The following is a 20,978-nucleotide window of genomic DNA, read 5'->3' on the forward strand; positions in this document are numbered from 1 at the left end:
TCCATGGGATTCAGGGGGCGGTCCGCGCGCGCACGGCCTCACCGGCGCCGCTGCGCAGGCCGAGGTAGTCGGCCTTGCCGTTGGGGCCGCGCCCGACGGAGTCGACGAAGACCACATGGCGCGGCACCTTGTGGCCGGCCAGGCGGTCGCGTACGTGCTGGATCAGGGTCTCCGCCGCCAGCTGCGCGCCGGCCGCCAGTTCGACCACCGCGGCCACGCTCTCGCCGAAGCGCTCGTGGGGGATGCCGACCACCACGGTGTCGCGCACCTGCGGCAGCAGCTTGATGCACTCCTCGACCTCCTCCGGGAAGACCTTCTCGCCGCCGGAGTTGATGCTGACGGAGCCGCGCCCCAGCAGGGTCACCGAGCCGTCCGCCTCGACCCGGGCGAAGTCGCCGGGGATGGCGTAGCGCACGCCGTCGATCACGGGGAAGGTGGCGGCGGTCTTCTGCGGGTCGCCGTAGTAGCCCAGGGGCACGCCGCCGCGCACCGCGATGCGGCCGACCTCGGGGCTGCCGGGGGGCAGGGGGCGGCCCTCGGCGTCGAGCACCACTGCGTTCTTGCCGAGCTTGAAGCGGGCGGCCTCGCTGGCGCGCTCGCGCGAGGAGACCGCGCGGCCCATGCCGCTGGCCTCGCTGCTATTGAGGAAGTCCACCAGCACCGCGTGGCGCGCGTGCTCCAGCAGGCGCTGCTTGTTGGCGGGGCTCCACATCATCCCGGAGGAGGAGACGGCCTTGAGGCTGGACAGGTCCCAGCGCGCGGGCTCGGCGTCGAGCGCGTCCACCATGGGGCGGCAGAAGGCGTCGCCGACGATGCACAGCTCGGTCACGCGGCGGTCCTGCACGGCGTCGAGCAGCTCGGTCATGTCCAGCGTGCGGCTCGTGAGCGTGACCACGGTGCCGCCGCGATTGAGGATGGTGGAGGCGAAGACATAGGCCGTGCCGTGCATCAGCGGCGCGGCGGGCAGGCCCACGGGGGCGGCGCTGTCCGGATCGGTCACGCGCCGGCGCACGTGGCCGAGGTCGGCCTGCGCCGGGTCGGCGGTGGTGTTGGAGGCGATGTACAGGTCATGCTGGCGCCACATCACGCCCCGCGGATGGCCGGTGGTGCCGCCGGTGTAGACCAGGACCAGGTCGTCGCCGGAACGCGGCCTGGCGCCCTGGGGCCGCTCGGCGCGGGGCGGGGCCGCCGCGGCGAGGGCGCTGGCCCAGCCCGGGCAGAGCGCCGGGTCGCCCACGTAGAGCCAGGCGCGCACCTTGGGGCACTGCGCGCGGATCTCCTCGATGGTGGCAGTGAAGCTGGCGTCGAACACCACGGCGCTGGCGTCGGCGTTGTCCCAGAGGAAGCGCAGCTCCTGCTGCTTGTAGCGGTAGTTGGTGTTCACCGGCACCAGCGAGACCTTCAGGCAGGCAAAGGCGGCCTGAAGGTACTCGGGGCCGTTGTACAGGTACAGGGCCACCTTGTCCTGGTGCCGGCAGCCCGCGCGCAGCAGCCAGTCGGCGATGCCGTTGGCGCGCTGGTCGAACTCGCGCCAGGTCAGGGTGAGGCCGCCGTGCACCTGGGCCGGGCGCTCGGGGCAGGCCTGGGCGACGGCTTCCCAGACGTCGGCGAAGTTCCATTCGGCCGCGGGGGCGCCGGGGTCCGGGGGGCGGGGGCCGGTGGCGGTCGGTTCCATGCCGGTGATTCTGAATGGGGCTGTCTTTGTTCCGAATGCGGAATTGCCCTTGCATGTCCGGGGTGGTGATGACAAGAGATCAATAATTCAAGTAATATTGAATCATGGAAGAAGATGCAGTCATCAAGGCCCTCGCCGCCCTGGCCCAGCCGGCGCGGCTGAAGGTGTTCCGTGCTCTGGTGGTCACCGGCGTGCAGGGGCTGACCCCGTCGGTGATGGCCGAGGGCCTGGGCATCTCCCCCAGCGCGCTGTCGTTCCACCTCAAGGAGCTGCTCAACGCCGGGCTGGTCACGCAGGAGCGCGCCAGCCGGCACCTGATCTACCGCGCCAGCTTCGACCGCATGAACGCGGTGCTCGGCTACCTCACGCAGAACTGCTGCGAGGGCGAAGCCTGCGCCGTCGAACCGGCGGCTGCGGCCTGCGGCTGCTGAACCCGCCTTTTTCACAAGGAGCCCCCCATGAAGCGTTTCCATGTGCACACCCATGTCCCCGACCTGCAGGCGGGCATCGCCTTCTACTCCAAGCTGTTCGGCGCGGCGCCGGCCCGCGTCGAGGCCGACTACGCCAAGTGGATGCTGGACGACCCGCGCCTGAACTTCGCCATCTCCACCCGCGGCGAGGCGCCGGGCATCGACCACCTGGGCTTCCAGGTCGACTCCGAGGAGGAACTCGCCGGCCTCAAGGCCCGGGCCGAGGCCGCCGACATGGCGCTGCTCGACGAGGGCAGCACCACCTGCTGCTACGCCCGCAGCGACAAGCACTGGGTCGTCGACCCGGCCGGCATCGCCTGGGAGCATTTCCACACGCTGGGCGACATCCCCGTCTTCAGCGAGAAGCAGGCGGCCGAGCCCGCGCCTGCCGCCCCCGCCTGCTGCGCGCCGCGCGGCAAGCCGGTGGGCATCGCTGTCAAACCGGCGTCATCCTGCTGCTGACACTGTCGACATGACCGAACCGACCTACAACATCCTGTTCGTCTGCACCGCCAACAGCGCGCGGTCGATCATCGCGGAGGCCCTGACCAACGCGCTGGCCGCGGGCCGCTTCAAGGCCTGGTCCGCCGGCAGCCAGCCGAGCGGCGCTGTGCATCCGATGGCGCTCCAGGAATTGCGCCGCCTGGGCATCCCCGTCGACGGCCTGCGAAGCAAGGGCTGGGCGGAGTTCGCCGCGCCGGGCGCGCCGCAGATGGACTTCGTCTTCACCGTGTGCGACCAGGCGGCCGGCGAGGCCTGCCCGGTGTGGCCGGGCCAGCCGGTGACGGCCCACTGGGGCATGCCGGACCCCGCGGCGGCCCAGGGCAGCGAGGAGGCCCGCCTGCGCGCCTTCCGCGACGTCGCCGTGATGATGAAGCGCCGCCTCGAGCTGCTCCTGGCGCTGCCCGTCGAGCGGCTGGACCGCATGGCGATGCAGCACCATGTCCGCGAGATCGGCCAGTCATGACCACCCACATCCTGATCCTGTGCACCCACAACTCGGCGCGCAGCGTCCTGGCCGAGGGCATGCTCAATCACTGGGCGCGCAAGCTGGGCCGCGACGTGCGGGCCCACAGCGCGGGCAGCGCGCCGAGCGGCCGCATCAACCCGCACGCGCTGCAGGCCCTGGGCCAGGCCGGCGTCGACACCGAGGGCTACCGCAGCAAGAGCTGGGACGAGTTCACGCAGCCCGGCGCGCCGCCCATGCGCCTCGTGATCACCGTGTGCGACAGCGCCGCGGCCGAACAATGCCCGTACTGGCCCGGCGGCCCGGTGAAGGTGCACTGGGGCTACCCCGACCCCTCCGGCGCCGCCGAGGCCGACAAGCCCCGGGCCTTCGAGCTCACGCGCCAGGCCATCGGCTACCGCATGCTGCAGCTGCTGCAGCTGCCGCTCGAATCGATGGACGACACCTCCCTGCGACAGGCCCTGGCCGAAATCGCCCGCCACTGACATGAACGACACCCTCACCCCGGCCGCGGCCGCCCCGGCGGCCCGGCCCGCCATCGGCTTCTTCGAGCGTTACCTCACCCTGTGGGTGGCCCTGTGCATCGTCGCCGGCGTGGCGCTGGGCCAGGGGCTGCCCGGCCTGTTCAAGGCCGTCGCCGCCCTCGAGGTGGCGAAGGTCAACCTGCCGGTGGGCCTCCTGATCTGGGTGATGATCATCCCGATGCTGCTGAAGATCGACTTCGCCGCCCTCGGGCAGGTGAGGGCGCATGCGCGCGGCATCGGCGTGACGCTGTTCGTGAACTGGGCGGTCAAGCCCTTCTCGATGGCCCTGCTCGGGTGGATCTTCATCCGCCACGTGTTCGCGCCCTGGCTGCCCGCCGACCAGGTGGACAGCTACATCGCCGGCCTGATCCTGCTGGCCGCCGCGCCCTGCACGGCGATGGTGTTCGTCTGGAGCCAGCTGTGCAAGGGCGACCCGTACTTCACCCTCTCGCAGGTGGCGCTGAACGACGCGATCATGGTGGTGGCCTTCGCGCCCATCGTGGCCCTGCTGCTGGGGCTGTCGTCGATCGCCGTGCCCTGGGACACGCTGATGGTCTCGGTGGGCCTGTACATCGTGGTCCCGGTGGTGATCGCCCAGGCCTGGCGGCGCGCGCTGCTGGCGCGCGGCACGGCGCACTTCGAGGCGGTGGCGGCGCGCCTGGGGCCGTTCTCGATCTCGGCGCTGCTGCTGACGCTGGTGCTGCTGTTCGCGTTCCAGGGCGAGGCGCTGCTGCGCGAGCCGCTGGTGATCGCGCTGCTGGCGGTGCCGATCCTGCTGCAGGTGGTGCTGAACTCGGGCCTGGCCTACTGGCTCAATCGCCGCTTCGGCGTCCAGCACTGCGTCGCCGGCCCCTCGGCGCTGATCGGGGCGAGCAACTTCTTCGAGCTGGCGGTGGCCACCGCGATCAGCCTGTTCGGCTTCCAGTCGGGCGCGGCGCTGGCCACGGTGGTGGGCGTGCTGATCGAGGTGCCGGTGATGCTGGCCGTGGTGGCGGTGGTGAACCGCTCGCAGGGCTGGTACGAGGGCCGCGCCGCCGCCTGAGGCGCTGCGACGCCGGGGCGCCGGGGCGCCGGGGCGGGCCCCCGGCCGGCTGTACGATTGCGGTCAGTTTGGATGCATAGATTCACGGCGCGGCCCGCGCCGTTTCCCTCGCGTGCGGGCCTCTCCCATCACAAAAGCCACGAGGAGCCCCATGAGCATCTACGACCAGGACCTGGACCCGAACCCCGCCAACCACGCGGCGCTCTCGCCGGTCAGCTTCGTCGAGCGCAGCGCCGAAGTCTTCGGCGACCTGCCCGCGGTGATCCACGGCAGGCGCCGCTACACCTGGGCCCAGATGCGTGAGCGCTCGGCCCGCCTCGCCGCGGCGCTGAAGGCGCTGGGCGTGGGCCGCGGCAGCACCGTCAGCGTGATGCTGCCCAACACCCCCGAGATGGTCGAGGCGCACTACGCGGTGCCGGCCCTCGGCGCGGTGCTCAACACCCTCAACACCCGCCTGGACGCCAGCCTGCTGGCCTGGCAGATGAACCACTGCGAGGCCTCGGTCCTGGTCACCGACAGCGAGTTCGCGCCGGTGATGGGCAAGGCCCTGGCCCTGCTGCAGTCGCAGCACGGGCGCACCGTGACCGTGGTCGACGTGTGCGACAGCGAGTTCGCCGGCCCGCACGAGCGCCTGGGCGCGCACGCGTACGAGGACCTGCTGGCCGCCCACGCGCCCCTGGACCGCCTGGAAGGCCCGCAGGACGAGTGGGACGCCATCGCCATCAGCTACACCAGCGGCACCACCGGCGACCCCAAGGGCGTGGTCACCCACCACCGCGGCGCCTACCTGAACGCGGTGTGCAACGCCGCCACCTGGACCCTGCCGCACTTCCCGCGCTACCTGTGGACGCTGCCGATGTTCCACTGCAACGGCTGGTGCTTCCCGTGGACGCTGGCGATGCTGGGCGGCACCCATGTGTGCCTGCGCCACATCAGCGCGCAGTCCATCCTCGAGGCGATGCGCGAGCACCGGGTGGACCACTACTGCGCGGCCCCCATCGTCCACAGCCTGATCTACAACGCGCCGGCCGAACTGCGCCAGGGCATCGACTGGCAGGTGCGCGGCATGGTCGCCGGCGCCGCGCCGCCGGCCGCGATGATCGAGGGCATGGCGAAGATCGGCTTCGCCATCACCCATGTCTACGGCCTGACCGAGGTCTACGGCCCCGCCGCGGTGGCGGTGCAGCGGCCCTCGTGGGCCGGCGAGAGCCTCTCGGAGCAGACCCGCCTGAACGGCCGCCAGGGCGTGCGCTACCCGCTGCAGGAGGGCATGACGGTGATGGACCCGGAAACGATGCGCGAGGTGCCGGCCGACGGCCAGTCCATGGGCGAGATCATGTTCCGCGGCAACATCGTCATGAAGGGCTACCTGAAGAACCCCGCGGCGACGAAGCAGGCCTTCGCCGGCGGCTGGTTCCACACCGGCGACCTGGCGGTCATGGAGCCGGACCGCTACGTCAAGATCAAGGACCGCAGCAAGGACGTGATCATCTCCGGCGGCGAGAACATCAGCTCCATCGAGGTCGAGGATGCCCTGTACCGCCACCCCGCGGTGCTGGCCTGCGCGGTGGTGGCCAAGCCCGACCCGAAGTGGGGCGAGACGCCGCTGGCCTATGTGGAGGTCAAGCCCGGCGCCACGGTGACCGCGCAGGACCTGGTGGCCCATTGCCGCGAGGTGCTGGCGCACTACAAGGTGCCGCGCGAGATCCGCTTCGAGGAGATCCCCAAGACCTCGACCGGCAAGATCCAGAAGTTCCAGCTGCGCGAGCGCGCGAAGTCGGCCTCGGCGATCGGGTGAGCCGCCGGCGCACCGGATGCCCACGACCACGACAGGAGACGAGACGATGCCCCAGGACACCACCCCCGGCCTGCCGGTGCTGCGCGAGGACGACGGCCGCGGCCTCGTCACCCTGACCCTGAACCGGCCGCAGGCGTTCAACGCGCTCGGCGAGGAGGTGCTGGCGGCGCTGCAGCGCGAGCTGGCGTCGCTGGCCGACGACGAGTCGGTGCGGGTGGTGGTCATCGCCGCCGCCGGCAAGGCCTTCTGCGCGGGCCACGACCTCAGGCAGATGCTGGCCGACCCGCGCGAGGCCTACTACCGCGACCTGTTTTCGCGCTGCGGCCAGGTGATGCTGGCCATCAACCGCCTGCCGGTGCCGGTGATCGCCAAGGTGCAGGGCGTGGCCACGGCCGCGGGCTGCCAGCTGGTGGCGCAGTGCGACCTCGCGGTGGCCTCCAGCACCGCGAAGTTCGCGGTCAGCGGCATCAACCTCGGCCTGTTCTGCGCCACGCCCAGCGTCGCGCTCTCGCGCAACGTGGGGCGCAAGCAGGCCTTCGAGATGCTGGTGACGGGCGAGTTCATCGACGCCGGGGAGGCGCGGGCGCGCGGGCTGGTGAACCGCGTCGCCGAGCCCGAGGCGCTGGACGCCGCGGTGGAGGCGCTGGTGGACAGCATCCTGGCCAAGCCGCGCGTGGCGCTGGCGATGGGCAAGCAGCTGTTCTACCGGCAGCTCGAGGCGGGGCTGGAGGCGGCCTACCAGGACGCGGTGCAGACCATGGCCTGCAACATGGTCGACGCCTGCGCGCAGGACGGCGTGCGGGCCTTCGTGGAGAAGAAGCCGGCGCGCCCCTGACCGCAGGAGGTCAGGACAGGCCGCCGCAACTGCAAGGGTGATGCGGCGCCTGCCCCTCAGACCCCGCGTCCCCCCGAGAGGTCGAACACCGCGCCGGTGCAGAAGGAGCACTCCTGCGAGCACATCCAGGTGATCATCGCGGCGGCCTCGTCCAGGCTGCCCGCGCGGCCCATCGGGATGCGCGCGAGGGCCGCCTGCATGTACTCCGGGGTCAGTTGCGACAGCAACTCGGTGGCGACCAGGGCCGGCGCGATCGCGTTCACCACCACGCCCGATCCCGCCAGCTCCTTGCCCATGGATTTGGTCAGGCCCACCAGTCCCGCCTTGGAGGCCGCATAGGCGGCGATGTTCTTCGGGCCCTCGTTGGCCGCCACCGAGGCGATGTTCACGATGTGACCGCCCTGGCGCCTCAGGTGGGGCAGGGCCGCCTGGCTCACCACCAGGGCCGCGGTCAGGTTGATCGCCAGGATGCGGTCCCAGGCGCTTCGCCTGACGTCCCAGAACGGGCCGTTGTCACCCACGATGCCCGCGCCGTTGACGAGGATGTCCAGCCGGCCGAAGTGCTGCGTGGCCTGCGCCATCGCGGCCTGCACGCGCGCGTCGTCGGTGACGTCGACCTGCTGCACGAGCACCCGCGGGCCGTGTGCGCCGTGCACGGCGTCCAGGCGGGCGGCGTCGATGTCCCAGACGGCCACGCGCGCGCCTTCCGCCACCAGCCGGTCGACCGTCGCTCGCCCCATGCCCGAGGCGCCTCCGGTGACCAGGGCCACCCGGCCTTCGAAGCGCCCGGGAATGATGCGGGGGGATGCGGGGGCGTGGACCATGGCTCGGAGTCTCCTGTTCGTTGGAATGGCCGGCACTATGCCCGGGCACGCCGGGCCGGGGAAATGGCGATTCCGCATGACCCATGTGTCCACGGGCATGGGCCGGCCAGGTATGGCCTGGAATGGATGGACCATGGGATAAGTTCATGGCGGCCGCCATGCCTTCGCCCGGATACTGCGCCGGCACAACGACAACGACCAGGAGACGACCCGCCGGGACCCGGCGTCCCGCGGCACCCCCATGCTCACGAAGTTCTCGGTCCTTCGGCGCCGCGCCGACCTCGACCCCGCGCAGTTCGCCCGCCACTGGCGCACGACCCACGTCCACGTGCTGGTCGACCAGGCCGGCCACAAGGCCTACAACCGCCGCTACGTCCAGAACCACTTCCTCCATGACGCCGGCATTCCCGGCCTCTCCCGGGACTTCGACGGCGCGGCCCAGATGCTGCCGCCCGGCGACGGCGTGCTCGCCCGCGGCTTCCAGGACGACCCGCTCTACGCGCGCTTCGTGCGACCCGACGAACTGCTGTTCCTCGACGTGCCCGCCTGCCGGGTCGTCTACTGCGACAGCCTGGTCCTGCGCGCCGACCCGCAGGCTGCCGGCGTCAAGCTGCTGGAGTTCACGCGCCGCGCGCCCGGCCAGTCGCATGCGCAGTTCATGCAGGCCTGGGCCGGGCCGCAGGCGCAGGCGCTCCTCGCGCTGCCGGGCCTGCGCGGCCTGGCGTTGCACGAGGTGCGCCAGGAGGCGTTGCGCGGCATGGCCGCCGGCGAGCCGGTGGACGCGCGCACCGCCTGGGACGGCGTGCTGGAGCTGCGCTTCGCCACGCTGGAGGACCTGCGCGCCGCGCTCGCTGACCACCCCCGCCCCGAGGACCCGCTCGTGATGCGCTTCGCCGCCCGCGAGGACCTGATCTACGACGACACCGCCACCCGCTGAGAAACCCATGACCCAAGCCGCCACTCCCGCCCGCCTGCCCGTCGCCGTCATCGGCGCCGGCGCCATCGGCCGCATGCACATCGAGCGCATCGCCACCCACCCGGACGTCAGCCTCGCCGGCATCGCCGACCCCACGCCCGCCGCGCGCGAGCTCGCGCAGTCGCTGGGCGTGGCATGGTACGCCGACCCGATGGAGCTGGCCGCCACCACCACCGCCCGCGCCGCCATCGTCGCCACGCCCAACGCCACGCATGCGGACATCGGCATCGCCTGCCTCGAGCGCGGCCTGGCGACCCTGGTCGAAAAGCCCATCGCCGACACCCTGGAGAACGGCCAGCGCCTGTGCGACGCCGCCACCCGCCTGGGCGTGCCCCTGCTGGTGGGGCACCAGCGCCGGCACAACCCCATCCTGCGCAAGGCCCGCGAGCTGGTGCAGGCCGGCGCGCTGGGCCGCGCCGTCTCGGCCACCGCCATGGCCACCTGGCTCAAGCCGGACAGCTACTTCGAGCTGGCCTGGCGCCGCCAGGCCGGCGGGGGCCCGGTCCTGATCAACATGATCCACGACATCGACCTGCTGCGTTTCCTGCTCGGGGACATCCGCACCGTGCAGGCGGTCAGCTCCAGCGCCGTGCGCGGCTTCGAGGTGGAGGACACGGCCGCCGTGGTGGTGCGCTTCGCCTGCGGCGCGCTGGGCACGCTCACCGTGAGCGACGCCGCCGCCGCGCCCTGGAACTGGGACCTCGCCGCCGGCGAGGCCGCCCACTACCCCAAGCAGGACGTGGACGCCCTCTTCATCGCCGGCACCGAGGGCTCGCTCACGCTGCCCCAGCTGCAGTTCTTCTCGTACCGCGGCAGGCGCGGCTGGCACGACCCGCTGACGCAGGAGCGCACGCCCGTGCACCGGCAGGACCCCTACGTCGAGCAGCTGCGCCACCTGCGCGCGGTCGCCGAGGGCCGCGAGTCGCCCGTGTGCTCCGGCCCCGACGGCCTGCGCACCCTGCAGGCGACGCTGGCGGTGCACGAGGCCGCGCGCAGCGGCGCCACGGTGCACCTGCCGGCATGAGCCCGGGCTTCCTGGCCCACGTCGGCGTGCGGCTGCAGGCCGGCGAGCCGGGTTTGGCGGCCTGCTCGCTGCGCGTCGGCCCGCCGCACCTCAACCCGGGCTCCCGCCTCCACGGCGCGGTGGTCATGACGCTGCACGAGGCCGCGATGGCGCAGGCGCTTCGGGCGGCCGCTCCCCCCGCGCCCGGCGCGCGCGTGCTGCCCCTCTCGAGCCACTACGAGTTCCTCGCCGCCGCGCAGCCGGGCGAGGAGGTCACGGCCCGCGCCCGCGTCACCCGCGCGAGCCGCACCGTGGTCTTCATCGACAGCGAACTCACCGGCCCGCAGGGCCTGCTGTCCACCGCGCGCGGCCTGTATGGCCTCACCAGCGCGCCGCCGGGCGAGGCCGTGCCTTCCGCGCTGCCCGCCGGCCATGTGCGCTCCCCGTCGCCGGCCGATGCCTTCTCGCGCCATGCCGGCCCGCTGTACGAGAAGCCCTGCGAGGGCGCGCGCAGCTTCGGCGCCGTCGAACTGCTGCCGCACCACGACTCGCCGGGGGCCTTCGGCGGCCCGCTCGACCTGCTGCGGCTGCTGGGGGATGTCTGCCTCGGCCGCGCCGCCGAGCGCGCCAGCGGCGGGCGGCCCGAGGTCACGCTGGCCCTCACCTTCCAGTACCTGGGCGAATTGCGCGTGGGCGACGTGGTGGCGGCCACCGCGACGGCGTGCGGCGTCACCCCGCTGGGCGCGGCCCTCACCGGTGAATTCCACGTGGGCGACCGGCTCGTGGCCACGGCCAGCGGCGCCTGGAAATACATCGGCACGCGCTGAGGGGGGCAGCCATGTCGCGCCAGGCATCCTCCATACGAATAGTTCATTGGATCGGTTATGGCTCGCGCTTCACACTGCGATGCAGCCGATGCCGGTGACCCTGGGAGTCCTCCCGGCGCAGGCATCAACAGAACGACACCTACGGAGACGACATGAGACACCCCGCCCGACCCGCCGCCGCGCCCTGACCGGCGCCGCCGCCTTCCCCTTCCCCTGATCCCGGGCCGCGAGGCCCATCACCGCGGAGCCCCGCTTCCGCACCTGCCTGCGCGCCGGTGCGGCGGGCAGGCTCACGCCTCGAGAGGACGTGTCACGTGTTAGTGAGCAACCTGTTCAACGGCCTGGTCTACGGCGCATTGCTGATCGTGATGTGCTCCGGCCTGGCCCTCATCTACGGCCTGCGCCGGGTGGTCAATTTCGCCCATGGCTCGCTGTACATGCTCGGCGCCTACCTGGGCTACACCATCGCCGCGCAGAGCAACTTCTGGGTCGCCCTGGTGGCCGCCCCGGCCGTGATGCTGGTGGTGGGCGTGCTGCTGGATCGCTATGGCTTCCGCCTGCTGCAGGACCGCGAGCCGCTGACCGTGGTGCTCGTCACCTTCGGGCTGCTGCTGGTCATCGAGGACATGGTGCAGACCGTCTGGGGCAAGGCCAACCTCTCGGTGCCCGCGCCCGACGCGCTGAACTTCTCGGTGAGCCTGCTGGGCGCGCAGGTGCCGGCCTACCGCATCGGCGTGATCGTGGTGGGCGCGGCGGTGGCGCTGGGCCTGACGCTGTGGCTGCGCCATTCGCGCGCCGGCCTCTTCGTGCGCGCCGCCTCCACCGACCCCACCACCACCGCGATGCAGGGCGTGAACACCGACCTGCTGTCCGCCCTGGTGGTGGGCGTGGGCACCGCGCTGGCCGGCCTCGCCGGCGTGGTTGCGGCGCCCTTCCTGTCGCTGTCGCCCTCCATGAGCGCCGACGTGATCATCGACTCCTTCGTGGTGGTGGTGATCGGCGGCCTGGGCTCGCTGGCCGGCGCGTTCATCGCCGCCCTGGTCCTGGGGATGGTGCAGGCGATCGGCGCGGTGTACCTGCCCGACACCGCGGTGCTGCTGCCGTTCCTGCTGATGGCGGCGATCCTGGTCTGGCGCCCGTCCGGGCTCGCCGGCAACCGCACCTGAGGCCTTTCCTGGGAAACGACGCATGAAAACCTCCCGCATGTGCCTGGCCACCGTGGCCCTGCTCGCCCTCGGCGTGCTGGTGCCGGTCGTGGTCACCTCCAACTCGATGGTCAGCCTGTTCACGCAGGCCCTGATCAACGCCGTCTTCGCGGTGGGCGTGGGCCTGCTGCTGAAACAGAACGGCATGGTCAGCTTCGGCCATGCCCTGTACTTCGGCGGCGCCGGCTACGTCATCGGCATCCTGGTGCAGACGAAGGCGATGCCCGCCGAAGTGGCCATCCTGGGATCGCTCGCCGTGATGACCGTGCTGGCCTTCCTCATCGGCCTGATCGTGGTGCGCGTGCCCGGCATCGCCTTCGGCATGCTGACCCTGGCGATCGGCCAGATGGCCTACCTCACCGCCAACCGCGCCCGCGGCATGACCGGCGGCGCCGACGGCATGAACATCGACTGGCCGGCCACCCTCTTCGGCATCCCGCAGTCCGTGCTGTTCAAGCCGCAGGCCATGTTCATCCTGAGCTGGTCCACCCTGGTCGTGGTGCTGTTCCTGCTCGCCCTGCTGCTGCAAAGCCGCTTCGGCTCGATCACCGAGTCCGTGCGTGACAACGAGGAGCGCGCCCGCTTCATCGGCATCAGCACGGTGCTGCCCCGTGCCGCGGTGTACGCGCTGTCGGCCCTGGTGGCCGGCATCGCCGGCGTGCTGTCGGCGATCAACACCGGCTTCATCTCGCCGGAGCTGCTGCACTGGAGCCTGTCCGGGATGGTCATGATGATGGTCGTGATCGGGGGCTTCAAGGTGCTGTGGGGCCCGCCGCTGGGCGCCGTCGTCTACTTCCTGTTCAAGGACGTGCTGGGCGACCACGCCACGCACTGGATGTCGATCTTCGGCATGGTGCTGATCGCGGTGATCGTGTTCTCCCCCACCGGCATTGCCGGCGCCCTGCAGCGCCTGGCCCGCCGCCGCGGCGGCCGCGCGCTCGCCGTGTCCCCCGTTGCCGTGGAGGCCCGCCCGTGACCGCCGCACCTGACGTGATCCTCCAGGCCGAGGATGTCGCCATCCACTATGGCGGCGTGAAGGCCCTCGATGGCGTCGCCATCACCTTGCGCAAGGGCCAGATCCGCGGCCTCATCGGCCCCAATGGCGCGGGCAAGTCCACCGTCATCGACGCCATCACCGGCCGGCGTCCGCTCACCCGCGGCAAGGTCACCCTGATGGGGGAGGACGTCAGCGCCCTGGGCGTGGTGGACCGCCGCCGCCGCGGGCTCTCGCGCTCCTTCCAGCGCACCTCGATCTTCGGCCAGATGAAGGTGCGCCAGCAGGTCGAGCTCGCCTCGCACAAGATGGGCGTGGCCGACAGCCATGCCGATGCCGAGGCGGTGCTGCGCGAGCTGGACCTGCGCCATCTCGCCGACGCCACCGCCGAGGACCTGGGCTACGGCGAGCAGCGCCGCCTGGACCTGGCCCTGGCCCTGGTGGGCCGCCCCGGCGTGCTGCTGCTGGACGAGCCCATGGCCGGCCTCTCGGTCAAGGAGTCGCTGGACCTGGCCCAGCACCTGAAGGCCCTGACCTCCCGCTGGGATGTCTCGGTGCTGCTGGTGGAACACGACATGGACGTGGTCTTCGGCATCTCCGACGCCGTCACCGTCTTCGAGCTCGGGCGCGTGATCGCCCAGGGCTCGCCCGCCGAGGTGCGCGCCGACCCGCGTGTGCGCGAGGCCTACCTGGGGAGCGCCGCATGACCACCCTGCTCAGTCTCGAGGGCGTCAACGCCTACTACGGCTCCGCCCACATCCTGCATGGCCTGGACCTGCGCGTGGACGCCGGCGAGCGCGTCGCCCTGATCGGGCGCAACGGCGTGGGCAAGACCACGGTGGTCAACACCATCCTCGGCCTGGCCCAGATGAAGTCGGGCCGGCTGCGCCTGGGGGGCAAGGCCATCGAGCGCCCGCGCGCCTACATGGCCGCCCAGCACGGCCTCTCGGTGGTGCCGCAGGGCCGGCGCATCGTGGCCAACCTCAGCGTCGAGGAGAACCTGCTGCTGGGCGCTGCCGTCGGCCGCAAGGGCCCGTGGACCGTGCCCGCCATCTACAAGCTGTTCCCGATCCTGCAGGAGCGCGCCCACACCCCGGGCACCGCCCTGTCCGGCGGGCAGCAGCAGATGCTGGCGGTGGGCCGCGCCCTCATGACCAACCCCGCCCTGATCCTGCTGGACGAGCCCACCGAGGGCCTGGCCCCGGTGATCGTCGACCAGCTCGCGACCATCTTCCGGGCCGTGGCCGACGAGGGCACCGCGCTGCTGCTGATCGAGCAGAACATGAGCCTGGTCACCCGGGTCGCCCACCGTTACCTGGCCATGGCCAAGGGCTCGGTGGTGGCGCAGGGCGAGGTGGAGAACTCGCGCGAGGGCCTGAAGGACCTCGAGGCGCACGTCATGGTGTGAATGACGTGGATTCCGGCCGCCGGACCGTTTCCGGTGCAAAGAGTGTGAGGAGACTTCCGTGTTGAAACTCAAGAAACTGCAGGCCCTGCTGGCGACGGCGACCCTGGCTGCCGCCATCCCGGTGACGGCGCTCGCGCAACTGAAGGACCCGGTCAAGGTCGGCCTGGTCTCGTCCAAGAGCGGCGTGTGGGCCGAGATGGGCGAGGAGACCATCCGCGGCATCCGCTTCGCGATCGACGAGGTGAATGCCAAGGGCGGCATCGAGGGCACCAAGGTCGAAGTGGCCGAGGGTGACGACGAGAGCACGCCCGACGGCGGCCGCCGCGTCGCCGAGAAGCTGGCGCGTGACGGCTTCAACCTGATCATCGGCCCGATCGGCTCGGCCACCTCGCTGTCCATCATGCAGAACCTGGACCGCTGGGACGCCGCCTACTTCGCCACCCTGAGCAAGTCCGACAAGATCACCGGCGACACGTGCAAGTCGCGCGCCTTCCGCACGGTGCAGTCCGACGCCATGGACATGGCCATGATCAACGCCTGGGCCAAGAACCTCAAGGGCAACACCTTCGGCGTGATCGGCGCCGACTACGCCTGGGGCCGCGAGTCCTCCGAGTCGTTCCGCAAGGCGGCCGAGGCGCTGGGCAAGAAGGTGCCGGTGATGCTGTTCGCCCCCCTGGGCACCAAGGACTACTCGCCCTACATCTCGCAGCTCAAGGCCGCCGGCGTGGACGCCGTGTGGGCCGCCATCCCGGGCCGCGACGGCATCGCCTTCATGAAGCAGGCCGCCGAATTCAGCCTGACGCCCAAGACCGCGCTGCTGGGGCACGCCATGCTGTCGGACTTCATGCTGCGCGCCACCGGCAAGGTGCAGGACGGGATGGCCGGAACGCTGGGCTACGCCTCCGACATCGACACCCCGCGCAACAAGGCCTTCGTCGCCGCCTTCAAGGCGAAATTCAACCGCCTGCCCACCGAGACCGAGGGCCTGGCCTACCACGGCGCCACGGTGATGCTGGAAGGCGCCCGCCTGGCCAAGAGCGGCAAGCCCGCCGAGGTGTCCAAGGCGCTGCGCGGCGCCACCATCGACTCGGTGTACGGCCCGATCCAGGTGCGCGCGGCCGACCACCAGGTCATGGTCCCCAACTTCATGGGCCGCGCCAAGGTGGCCGACGGCGGCATGCGCTCCTTCGCCGAGCACACCTACGCCCCGGCGCTGATCCCGGCTGCCTCGCCGCTTTGCAAGATGTAAGAGGGCCGCGCGGCCAGCCCGCGCATTCCTGAACCCAGCCCGCTCCCGATCCCGCTGCGGCGCCCGGCGCGTCGCAGCGCGGGGGCGGCTGTTCCCGAAAAGACGCAGACACATGAACCAAGCACAGACCCCCGCGCGCCGCGAGACCGTCGACGTCGTGGTGATGGGAGCCGGCGGCTCCGGCATGGCCGCGGCGATCGCCGCCGCCGAGGAGGGCGCGCGCGTCATCGTCCTGGAGAAGAACCCGCACGTGGGCGGCACCACGCGGCTGTCGGTGGGCTCGATCACCGCCACCGGCACCCGCTTCCAGAAGGCCAAGGGCATCGCCGACACGCCCGACGAGCACTTCGAGGACATGTCGCTGTTCCTCACCCCCGAGCTGGCCGCCAAGGAGAACCTGGCGCTGCGCCGCGTGCTGGTGGACCATGCCCCCGAGACGCTGGAGTGGCTGATCTCCATCGGCCTGTGCTTCTACGGGCCCATGCCCGAGCCGCCCCACAACAAGCCGCGCATGCACAACGTGCTGCCCAACTCCCGCGCCTATGCCTACTACCTGCACAAGGAGTGCCGCCGCCTGGGCGTGGACATCCGCCTGAACGCGCGCGTCGAGCGCCTGGTGGTGGAGGGCGGGACGGTGCGCGGCATCGTCGCCGACACCGGTGACGGCCCCACCGAATTCATCGCCGCCGGCGGCGTGGTGCTGGCCAGCGGCGACTTCAGCGCCAGCGACTCCCTCAAGCGCGAGCACGTGCCGCACGCGATGCACGTGGACGCCATCAACCCCGCCAGCACCGGCGATGGCCACCGCCTCGCGCAGCAGGTGGGCGCCTGGATCCGCAACCCCGAGGTGATGTGGGGCCCCAGCATGCGCTTCAAGGCGCCGCCGGTGGAGACCCTGCTGCGCCGCCTGCCTCCCTACCGGTGGATCACCAAGCCGATGCAGTTCGCGCTGATGAACCTGCCGCTGTGGATGTTCCGCCCCTTCGTCACGCGCTTCATGACGGCTTCGCTCGCGCCCGAGCCCTCGATGCTGCGCGCCGGCGCCGTCCTGGTGAACCAGCAGGGCGAGCGCTTCGCCGACGAGCTGGACCGGCCCGAGCTGCAGGTGGCCCGCCAGCCCGGGAAGCAGGCCTACCTGGTGTTCGACCACCGCGTGGCCAGCGCCTTCGAACAGTGGCCGAACTTCGTCTCCACCGCGCCGGGCGTGGCCTACGCCTACCTCAAGGACTACCGGCGCACGCGCCCGGACCTGTACTTCGAGGCGCCGACGCTGGAGGCCCTGGCGCGCAAGATCGACGTGCCGGTCGAGTCGCTGCGCCGCTCGGTCGAAGGCTACAACCGCGAGCTCGCCGGGCGCCCGGGCGATGCCCGCCAGCCCGTCTCGCAGGGACCGTTCTACGCGCTGGGCCCGGTCATGAGCTGGATCGTCTTCACCGAGGGCGGTCTGGCGGTGAACACCCGCCACGAGGTGATCGACACCGCTGGCGCCGCCATCCCCGGCCTGTACGCCGCGGGCTCGGCGGGGCAGGGCGGCGCCCTGCTCGCCGGCCACGGCCACCACATCGGCTGGGCCATGGTCTCCGGCCGCCGCGCCGGCCGTTTCGCCGCGCAGCAGCGCCACACGCCCGCGCCGGCGACCGCTGCCGCGTCCCGACCCGGCCCTCAATCCGCATCCCACTCCGCGCCCGTCGAGGCGACCCCCGCATGAGCCAGGACTACACCCCCCCCACCTATCCCGTCGTCCAGTTCCTCGTGGCGCGCGGCAAGCCGCTGTCGATCGCCCTGGCCGCCGCGGTGCTGCTGCTGTCGCTGGGCGCCGGCGTCGCCACCGGCGCGCTGTGGATCGTGCCCGCGGGCGTGATCGCCGCCGGCGTGCTGCTCGGGCTGCTCCTGAGCTATGTCGAGGTGCTGCGGATCATCGCGGACACGCTGATCCCCAAGTACTGAGAAGGAGCGGACCATGACCGACGCTTCCTCCCCCGACGTGATCGTGATCGGCGCGGGCCTGGCCGGCCTGTCGGCCGCCAACCGCGTGGCGCAGGACGGCCTGTCCGTCGTCGTGCTCGAACAGGGCACCGACGAGGCCTACCTGTGCAACAGCCGCTACACCGGCGGCCTGTTCCACATCGCCATGGACGACATGGCCGGCGACCCGGCCTGGGTGCGCGCCAACCTGATGCGCGTGACCCGCGACACCGCCGACCCGGCGCTGGCCGACGCGCTCACGCAGAACGCGCGGCGCGCGCTGCGCTGGCTGTCCTCCCTCGGCGTGCGCTTCATCCAGGCCGGCCCCGACGGGCTGCGCCGCAACTCGCTCTCGCCCCCGGGCGTGCGCCAGACCGGCCTGAACTGGCGCGGCCGCGCCGGCGACGTGATGCTGCGCACGCTGGGCGAACGCCTGGCCGAACGCGGCGGGCGCATCCGCCGCGGCGTGACGGCCCGCCGCCTGGTCATGGAGGAGGGCGCCTGCGCCGGCGTGCAGGCCATCACCGCGCAGGGCGAGGCGATCACGCTGCGCGCGCGCAGCGTCGTCATCGCCGACGGCGGCTTCCAGGCCAACCCCGACCTCGTGCGCCGCTTCATCAGCCCGCGCCCCGAGCGCCTGCTGCAACGCAACGCCGAGACCGGCCGCGGCGCCGGCCTGCTCATGGCCGAGGCGGTGGGCGCGAAGCTGGTGGGCATGTCCGATTTCTACGGCCACCTCCAGCACCGCGACGCCTTGACGAATGGCGGCCTGTGGCCCTACCCGGTGGTGGACTTCCTGGCCACCGCGGGCCTGGTGGTGGACGGGCGCGGCCGCCGCTTCTGCGACGAGGGCCTGGGCGGCGTCTCGGTGACCAATGCCGTCGCCCGGCTGGACGACCCGCTGTCGGCGGTGATCGTGATCGACGAGGCGATCTGGAACGGCCCGGGCCGCGACTGGCTGCTGCCCGCCAATCCCTACCTCCTGAGCGCCGGCGGCAACCTGGTGAGTGCGCCCACGCTGGGCGAGCTGGCGGGCAGGCTGGGCCTGGACGCCGCGGTCCTGCAGGACACGGTGGACCGGTACAACCGCCTCGTCATCGGGCAGCCCGGCGCCGGCGAGCAGCCGGCGCGCAGCACCGGCGCCTACAAGGCCTGGCCGGTGCTGCTGGGGCCCTTCCACGCGGTGCCGGTGTGCGCCGGCATCACCTACACCATGGGCGGCATCGCCACCGACGCGAAGGCGCGCGTGGTCGACGACGCCGGCCGGCCGATCCCCGGCCTGTACGCCGCCGGCGCCTGCACCGGCGGGCTGGAGGGGCAGGGCGGCGCCTCGGGCTACTCCGGCGGCCTGTCCAAGTCCGGCGTCTTCGGGATGCTGGCGGGCGAGGCCATCGTCGCGAGCCTGCAGCCGGCCTGAGCCCGGCCCGACACACGAAGAGGATGGAAACGATGCAAGACACGCAAGGACGGGCCCCGGCCTGGGACGAGGAGGCCGACCTGGTGGTCGTCGGCGCCGGCGCGGGCGGCATGGGCTGCGCGCTGGTGGCGGCGCTCGAGGGGCTGAAGGCGGTGCTGGTGGAGAAGTCGTCGCAGGTCGGCGGCACGATGTCGACCTCGGCCGGCACCATCTGGATCCCCGGCAACACGCAAAGCCGCGAGGCCGGCTTCGACGACACCGCCGAGGCGGCCGATGCCTACATGCAGGCGCTCACCGGCGCGCCCGACCCCTCGGGCCGGCGCGCCGCCTACCTCGAGAGCGGCCCGCAGATGGTGGACTACCTGCGTGCGCGCAGCGACGTGCAGTTCGTCCCCTGCGGCAAGCACCCCGACTACCGCGACATGCCCGGCGCCGCCGTCACCGGCCGCGCGCTCGCACCCGCGCTGTTCGACGGCCGCCTGCTGGGGCGCGACTTCGAGCGGGTGCGCCCCCCCATCCCGGAGTTCATGGTGCTGGGCGGGATGATGGCGGGCAAGGCCGACATTCCTCGCCTGATCAACCGGTTCGGTTCGGTGTCCGACTTCCTCTACGCCGGCCGGCTGTTCCTGCGCTACCTCGGCGACCGCCTGCGCTTCTCGCGCGGCACGCGGCTGGTGATGGGCAATGCGCTGGCCGCGCGCCTGTTCCACAGCCTGCGCCGGCAGCAGGTGCCGGTCCTGTTCGACAGCACGGTGCGCGAGATGGTGCGCGAGGGCGACCGCATCACCGGCGTGGTGCTGGACGTCGCCGGCACCCCGCGCCGCATCCGCGCGCGCAAGGGCGTGGTGCTGGCCACCGGCGGCTACGGCCACAACCCGGCGATGCGCCGGCAGTTCATGCCCGCGCCCACGCCGCCGCTGACGGTGGCCTGCCCGACGAACACCGGCGACGGCATCGCCCTGGGCCAGCGCCTCGGCGCCGCCGTTCGCCCCGAGACGCAGGGCCCTGGCGCGTTCTGGACGCCGGTCTCGCGCACCCGCCGCCGGGACGGCAGCCAGGGCGTGTTCCCGCACCTGTCGCTGGACCGCGCCAAGCCGGGCCTGATCGCCGTGAACGGCGCGGGGCGGCGCTTCGTCAACGAGGCGGCGTCGTACCACGACTTCGTCGAGGGCATGTACGCCTCGCACCGCACCGCGCCGACGATGCCGGCCTACCTGGTGTGCGAGGCCGCCTTCGTGCGCCGCTACGGCCTGGGCGCGGTGCACCCGGGCACCCGCGACCTCGGCCCCGCCGAGCGCGAGGGCTACCTGGCGACCGGCGCCACGCTGGAGGAGCTGGCCCGCAAGATCGGCGTCGATCCCGGCGCGCTGGTGGCCACCGTCACCCGCTACAACGGCATGGCCCGGGCCGGCCGCGACCTGGACTTCGGCAAGGGCGATACCCAGCTCAATCGCTTCAACGGCGATCCGGCGGTGCAGCCCAACCCGTGCCTCGCGCCGATCGAGCAGGGGCCTTTCGTCGCGGTGGCCGTGTGGCCCGCGGAGATCGGCACGAGCACCGGCCTGGAGACCGACCCGAACGGGCGCGTGCTCGACGCGCAGGGCCGCCCCATCGGCGGCCTGTATGCCTGCGGCGCTGACATGGCCTCGGTCATGCTCGGCACCTACCCCGGCCCCGGCACCACGCTGGGCCCGGCGCTGACCTTCGGCTACCGCATCGCCCTGCATGCCGCCGGCAAGCTTGGCGAGCCCCGCCCCGCCGCCGCGCGCGCGGCTTCCGCCGCCGTCGCGGCCTGACCT

21 protein-coding genes are annotated in these 20,978 nt (G+C 72.1%); 19 read left to right on the forward strand and 2 right to left on the reverse strand.

Translation table 11 applies throughout. From position 1 onward, the window contains the following. Nucleotides 1–10: 10 nt before the first annotated feature. Nucleotides 11–1,675, reverse strand: a complete 1,665-nt coding sequence (locus ACFQZY_RS04090; protein ID WP_377412948.1) for an AMP-binding protein — start codon at nucleotides 1,673–1,675, stop codon at nucleotides 11–13. A 104-nt stretch (nucleotides 1,676–1,779) separates the two neighbouring features. Here ACFQZY_RS04090 and ACFQZY_RS04095 point away from each other — a divergent pair, with 104 nt between their 5' ends. The 7 genes from ACFQZY_RS04095 to ACFQZY_RS04125 all read left to right on the forward strand — a co-directional run bounded on the left by ACFQZY_RS04095 (nucleotide 1,780) and on the right by ACFQZY_RS04125 (nucleotide 7,311). Continuing rightward, nucleotides 1,780–2,106, forward strand: a complete 327-nt coding sequence (locus ACFQZY_RS04095; protein WP_377412951.1) for an ArsR/SmtB family transcription factor — start codon at nucleotides 1,780–1,782, stop codon at nucleotides 2,104–2,106. A gap of 27 nt (nucleotides 2,107–2,133) precedes the next feature. Next, nucleotides 2,134–2,607 (forward strand): ArsI/CadI family heavy metal resistance metalloenzyme, encoded by a 474-nt coding sequence (locus ACFQZY_RS04100; protein WP_377412954.1) that lies wholly within the window; start codon nucleotides 2,134–2,136, stop codon nucleotides 2,605–2,607. Between the two features lie 10 nt (nucleotides 2,608–2,617). Further along, nucleotides 2,618–3,112 (forward strand): arsenate reductase ArsC, encoded by a 495-nt coding sequence (locus tag ACFQZY_RS04105; protein WP_377412957.1) that lies wholly within the window; start codon nucleotides 2,618–2,620, stop codon nucleotides 3,110–3,112. Beyond that, entirely contained in the window at nucleotides 3,109–3,597 is a 489-nt protein-coding gene (locus ACFQZY_RS04110; protein WP_377412960.1) for an arsenate reductase ArsC, read from the forward strand. Before ACFQZY_RS04105 ends, ACFQZY_RS04110 begins: the two co-directional genes overlap by 4 nt. Before the next feature lies 1 nt (nucleotide 3,598). Further along, on the forward strand, nucleotides 3,599–4,678 hold the full coding sequence (gene arsB / locus ACFQZY_RS04115; protein WP_377412964.1) for an ACR3 family arsenite efflux transporter: 1,080 nt from the start codon (nucleotides 3,599–3,601) through the stop codon (nucleotides 4,676–4,678). Between the two features lie 151 nt (nucleotides 4,679–4,829). Further along, nucleotides 4,830–6,476 carry an acyl-CoA synthetase gene (locus ACFQZY_RS04120; RefSeq protein WP_377412967.1) on the forward strand — a complete coding sequence of 549 codons (1,647 nt, stop codon included), beginning with the start codon at nucleotides 4,830–4,832 and terminating at the stop codon, nucleotides 6,474–6,476. Between the two features lie 46 nt (nucleotides 6,477–6,522). Next, the gene (locus ACFQZY_RS04125; RefSeq protein ID WP_377412970.1) at nucleotides 6,523–7,311 is read left to right on the forward strand and encodes an enoyl-CoA hydratase; all 789 of its coding nucleotides are present in this window, start codon (nucleotides 6,523–6,525) and stop codon (nucleotides 7,309–7,311) included. 56 nt (nucleotides 7,312–7,367) lie between these two features. Here ACFQZY_RS04125 and ACFQZY_RS04130 read toward each other — a convergent pair whose 3' ends face one another. Further along, a complete protein-coding gene (locus ACFQZY_RS04130; protein WP_377412973.1) occupies nucleotides 7,368–8,135 on the reverse strand; it encodes an SDR family NAD(P)-dependent oxidoreductase in 768 nt (255 codons plus the stop codon). A gap of 241 nt (nucleotides 8,136–8,376) precedes the next feature. Between ACFQZY_RS04130 and ACFQZY_RS04135 the strand changes: the two genes are divergently transcribed. From ACFQZY_RS04135 to ACFQZY_RS04190, 12 genes are all read left to right on the forward strand, one after another. Then, the gene (locus tag ACFQZY_RS04135) at nucleotides 8,377–9,072 is read left to right on the forward strand and encodes an EthD domain-containing protein (RefSeq protein WP_377412976.1); all 696 of its coding nucleotides are present in this window, start codon (nucleotides 8,377–8,379) and stop codon (nucleotides 9,070–9,072) included. A gap of 7 nt (nucleotides 9,073–9,079) precedes the next feature. Next, a complete protein-coding gene (locus ACFQZY_RS04140; protein WP_377412979.1) occupies nucleotides 9,080–10,135 on the forward strand; it encodes a Gfo/Idh/MocA family protein in 1,056 nt (351 codons plus the stop codon). Then, nucleotides 10,132–10,941: a PaaI family thioesterase gene (locus ACFQZY_RS04145; RefSeq protein ID WP_377412982.1), complete on the forward strand. Its 810-nt coding sequence runs from the start codon at nucleotides 10,132–10,134 to the stop codon at nucleotides 10,939–10,941. Before ACFQZY_RS04140 ends, ACFQZY_RS04145 begins: the two co-directional genes overlap by 4 nt. 314 nt (nucleotides 10,942–11,255) lie before the next feature. Continuing rightward, nucleotides 11,256–12,107 (forward strand): branched-chain amino acid ABC transporter permease, encoded by an 852-nt coding sequence (locus ACFQZY_RS04150; RefSeq protein ID WP_377412985.1) that lies wholly within the window; start codon nucleotides 11,256–11,258, stop codon nucleotides 12,105–12,107. A gap of 22 nt (nucleotides 12,108–12,129) precedes the next feature. Next, complete coding sequence (locus tag ACFQZY_RS04155; RefSeq protein ID WP_377412988.1) at nucleotides 12,130–13,122, forward strand: branched-chain amino acid ABC transporter permease; 993 nt, start codon at nucleotides 12,130–12,132, stop codon at nucleotides 13,120–13,122. Next, nucleotides 13,119–13,847, forward strand: coding sequence for an ABC transporter ATP-binding protein (locus tag ACFQZY_RS04160; RefSeq protein ID WP_377412991.1), 729 nt, complete (start codon nucleotides 13,119–13,121; stop codon nucleotides 13,845–13,847). Before ACFQZY_RS04155 ends, ACFQZY_RS04160 begins: the two co-directional genes overlap by 4 nt. After that, complete coding sequence (locus ACFQZY_RS04165; protein ID WP_377412994.1) at nucleotides 13,844–14,548, forward strand: ABC transporter ATP-binding protein; 705 nt, start codon at nucleotides 13,844–13,846, stop codon at nucleotides 14,546–14,548. The genes ACFQZY_RS04160 and ACFQZY_RS04165 overlap by 4 nt, the downstream gene beginning before the upstream one ends. Before the next feature lie 58 nt (nucleotides 14,549–14,606). Further along, a complete protein-coding gene (locus tag ACFQZY_RS04170; RefSeq protein WP_377412997.1) occupies nucleotides 14,607–15,797 on the forward strand; it encodes an ABC transporter substrate-binding protein in 1,191 nt (396 codons plus the stop codon). A 112-nt stretch (nucleotides 15,798–15,909) separates the two neighbouring features. After that, the gene (locus ACFQZY_RS04175) at nucleotides 15,910–17,505 is read left to right on the forward strand and encodes an FAD-dependent oxidoreductase (RefSeq protein ID WP_377413000.1); all 1,596 of its coding nucleotides are present in this window, start codon (nucleotides 15,910–15,912) and stop codon (nucleotides 17,503–17,505) included. Further along, complete coding sequence (locus ACFQZY_RS04180; RefSeq protein WP_377413003.1) at nucleotides 17,502–17,744, forward strand: hypothetical protein; 243 nt, start codon at nucleotides 17,502–17,504, stop codon at nucleotides 17,742–17,744. Before ACFQZY_RS04175 ends, ACFQZY_RS04180 begins: the two co-directional genes overlap by 4 nt. Before the next feature lie 13 nt (nucleotides 17,745–17,757). Continuing rightward, a complete protein-coding gene (locus ACFQZY_RS04185; protein WP_377413006.1) occupies nucleotides 17,758–19,179 on the forward strand; it encodes an FAD-dependent oxidoreductase in 1,422 nt (473 codons plus the stop codon). Nucleotides 19,180–19,211: 32 nt separating this feature from the next. Continuing rightward, on the forward strand, nucleotides 19,212–20,975 hold the full coding sequence (locus ACFQZY_RS04190) for an FAD-dependent oxidoreductase (RefSeq protein ID WP_377413010.1): 1,764 nt from the start codon (nucleotides 19,212–19,214) through the stop codon (nucleotides 20,973–20,975). Nucleotides 20,976–20,978 lie beyond the last annotated feature (3 nt).

The organism is Ramlibacter sp. GCM10027632 (genome assembly GCF_042675325.1).
Taxonomy (GTDB): Bacteria; Pseudomonadota; Gammaproteobacteria; order Burkholderiales; family Burkholderiaceae_C; genus Ramlibacter.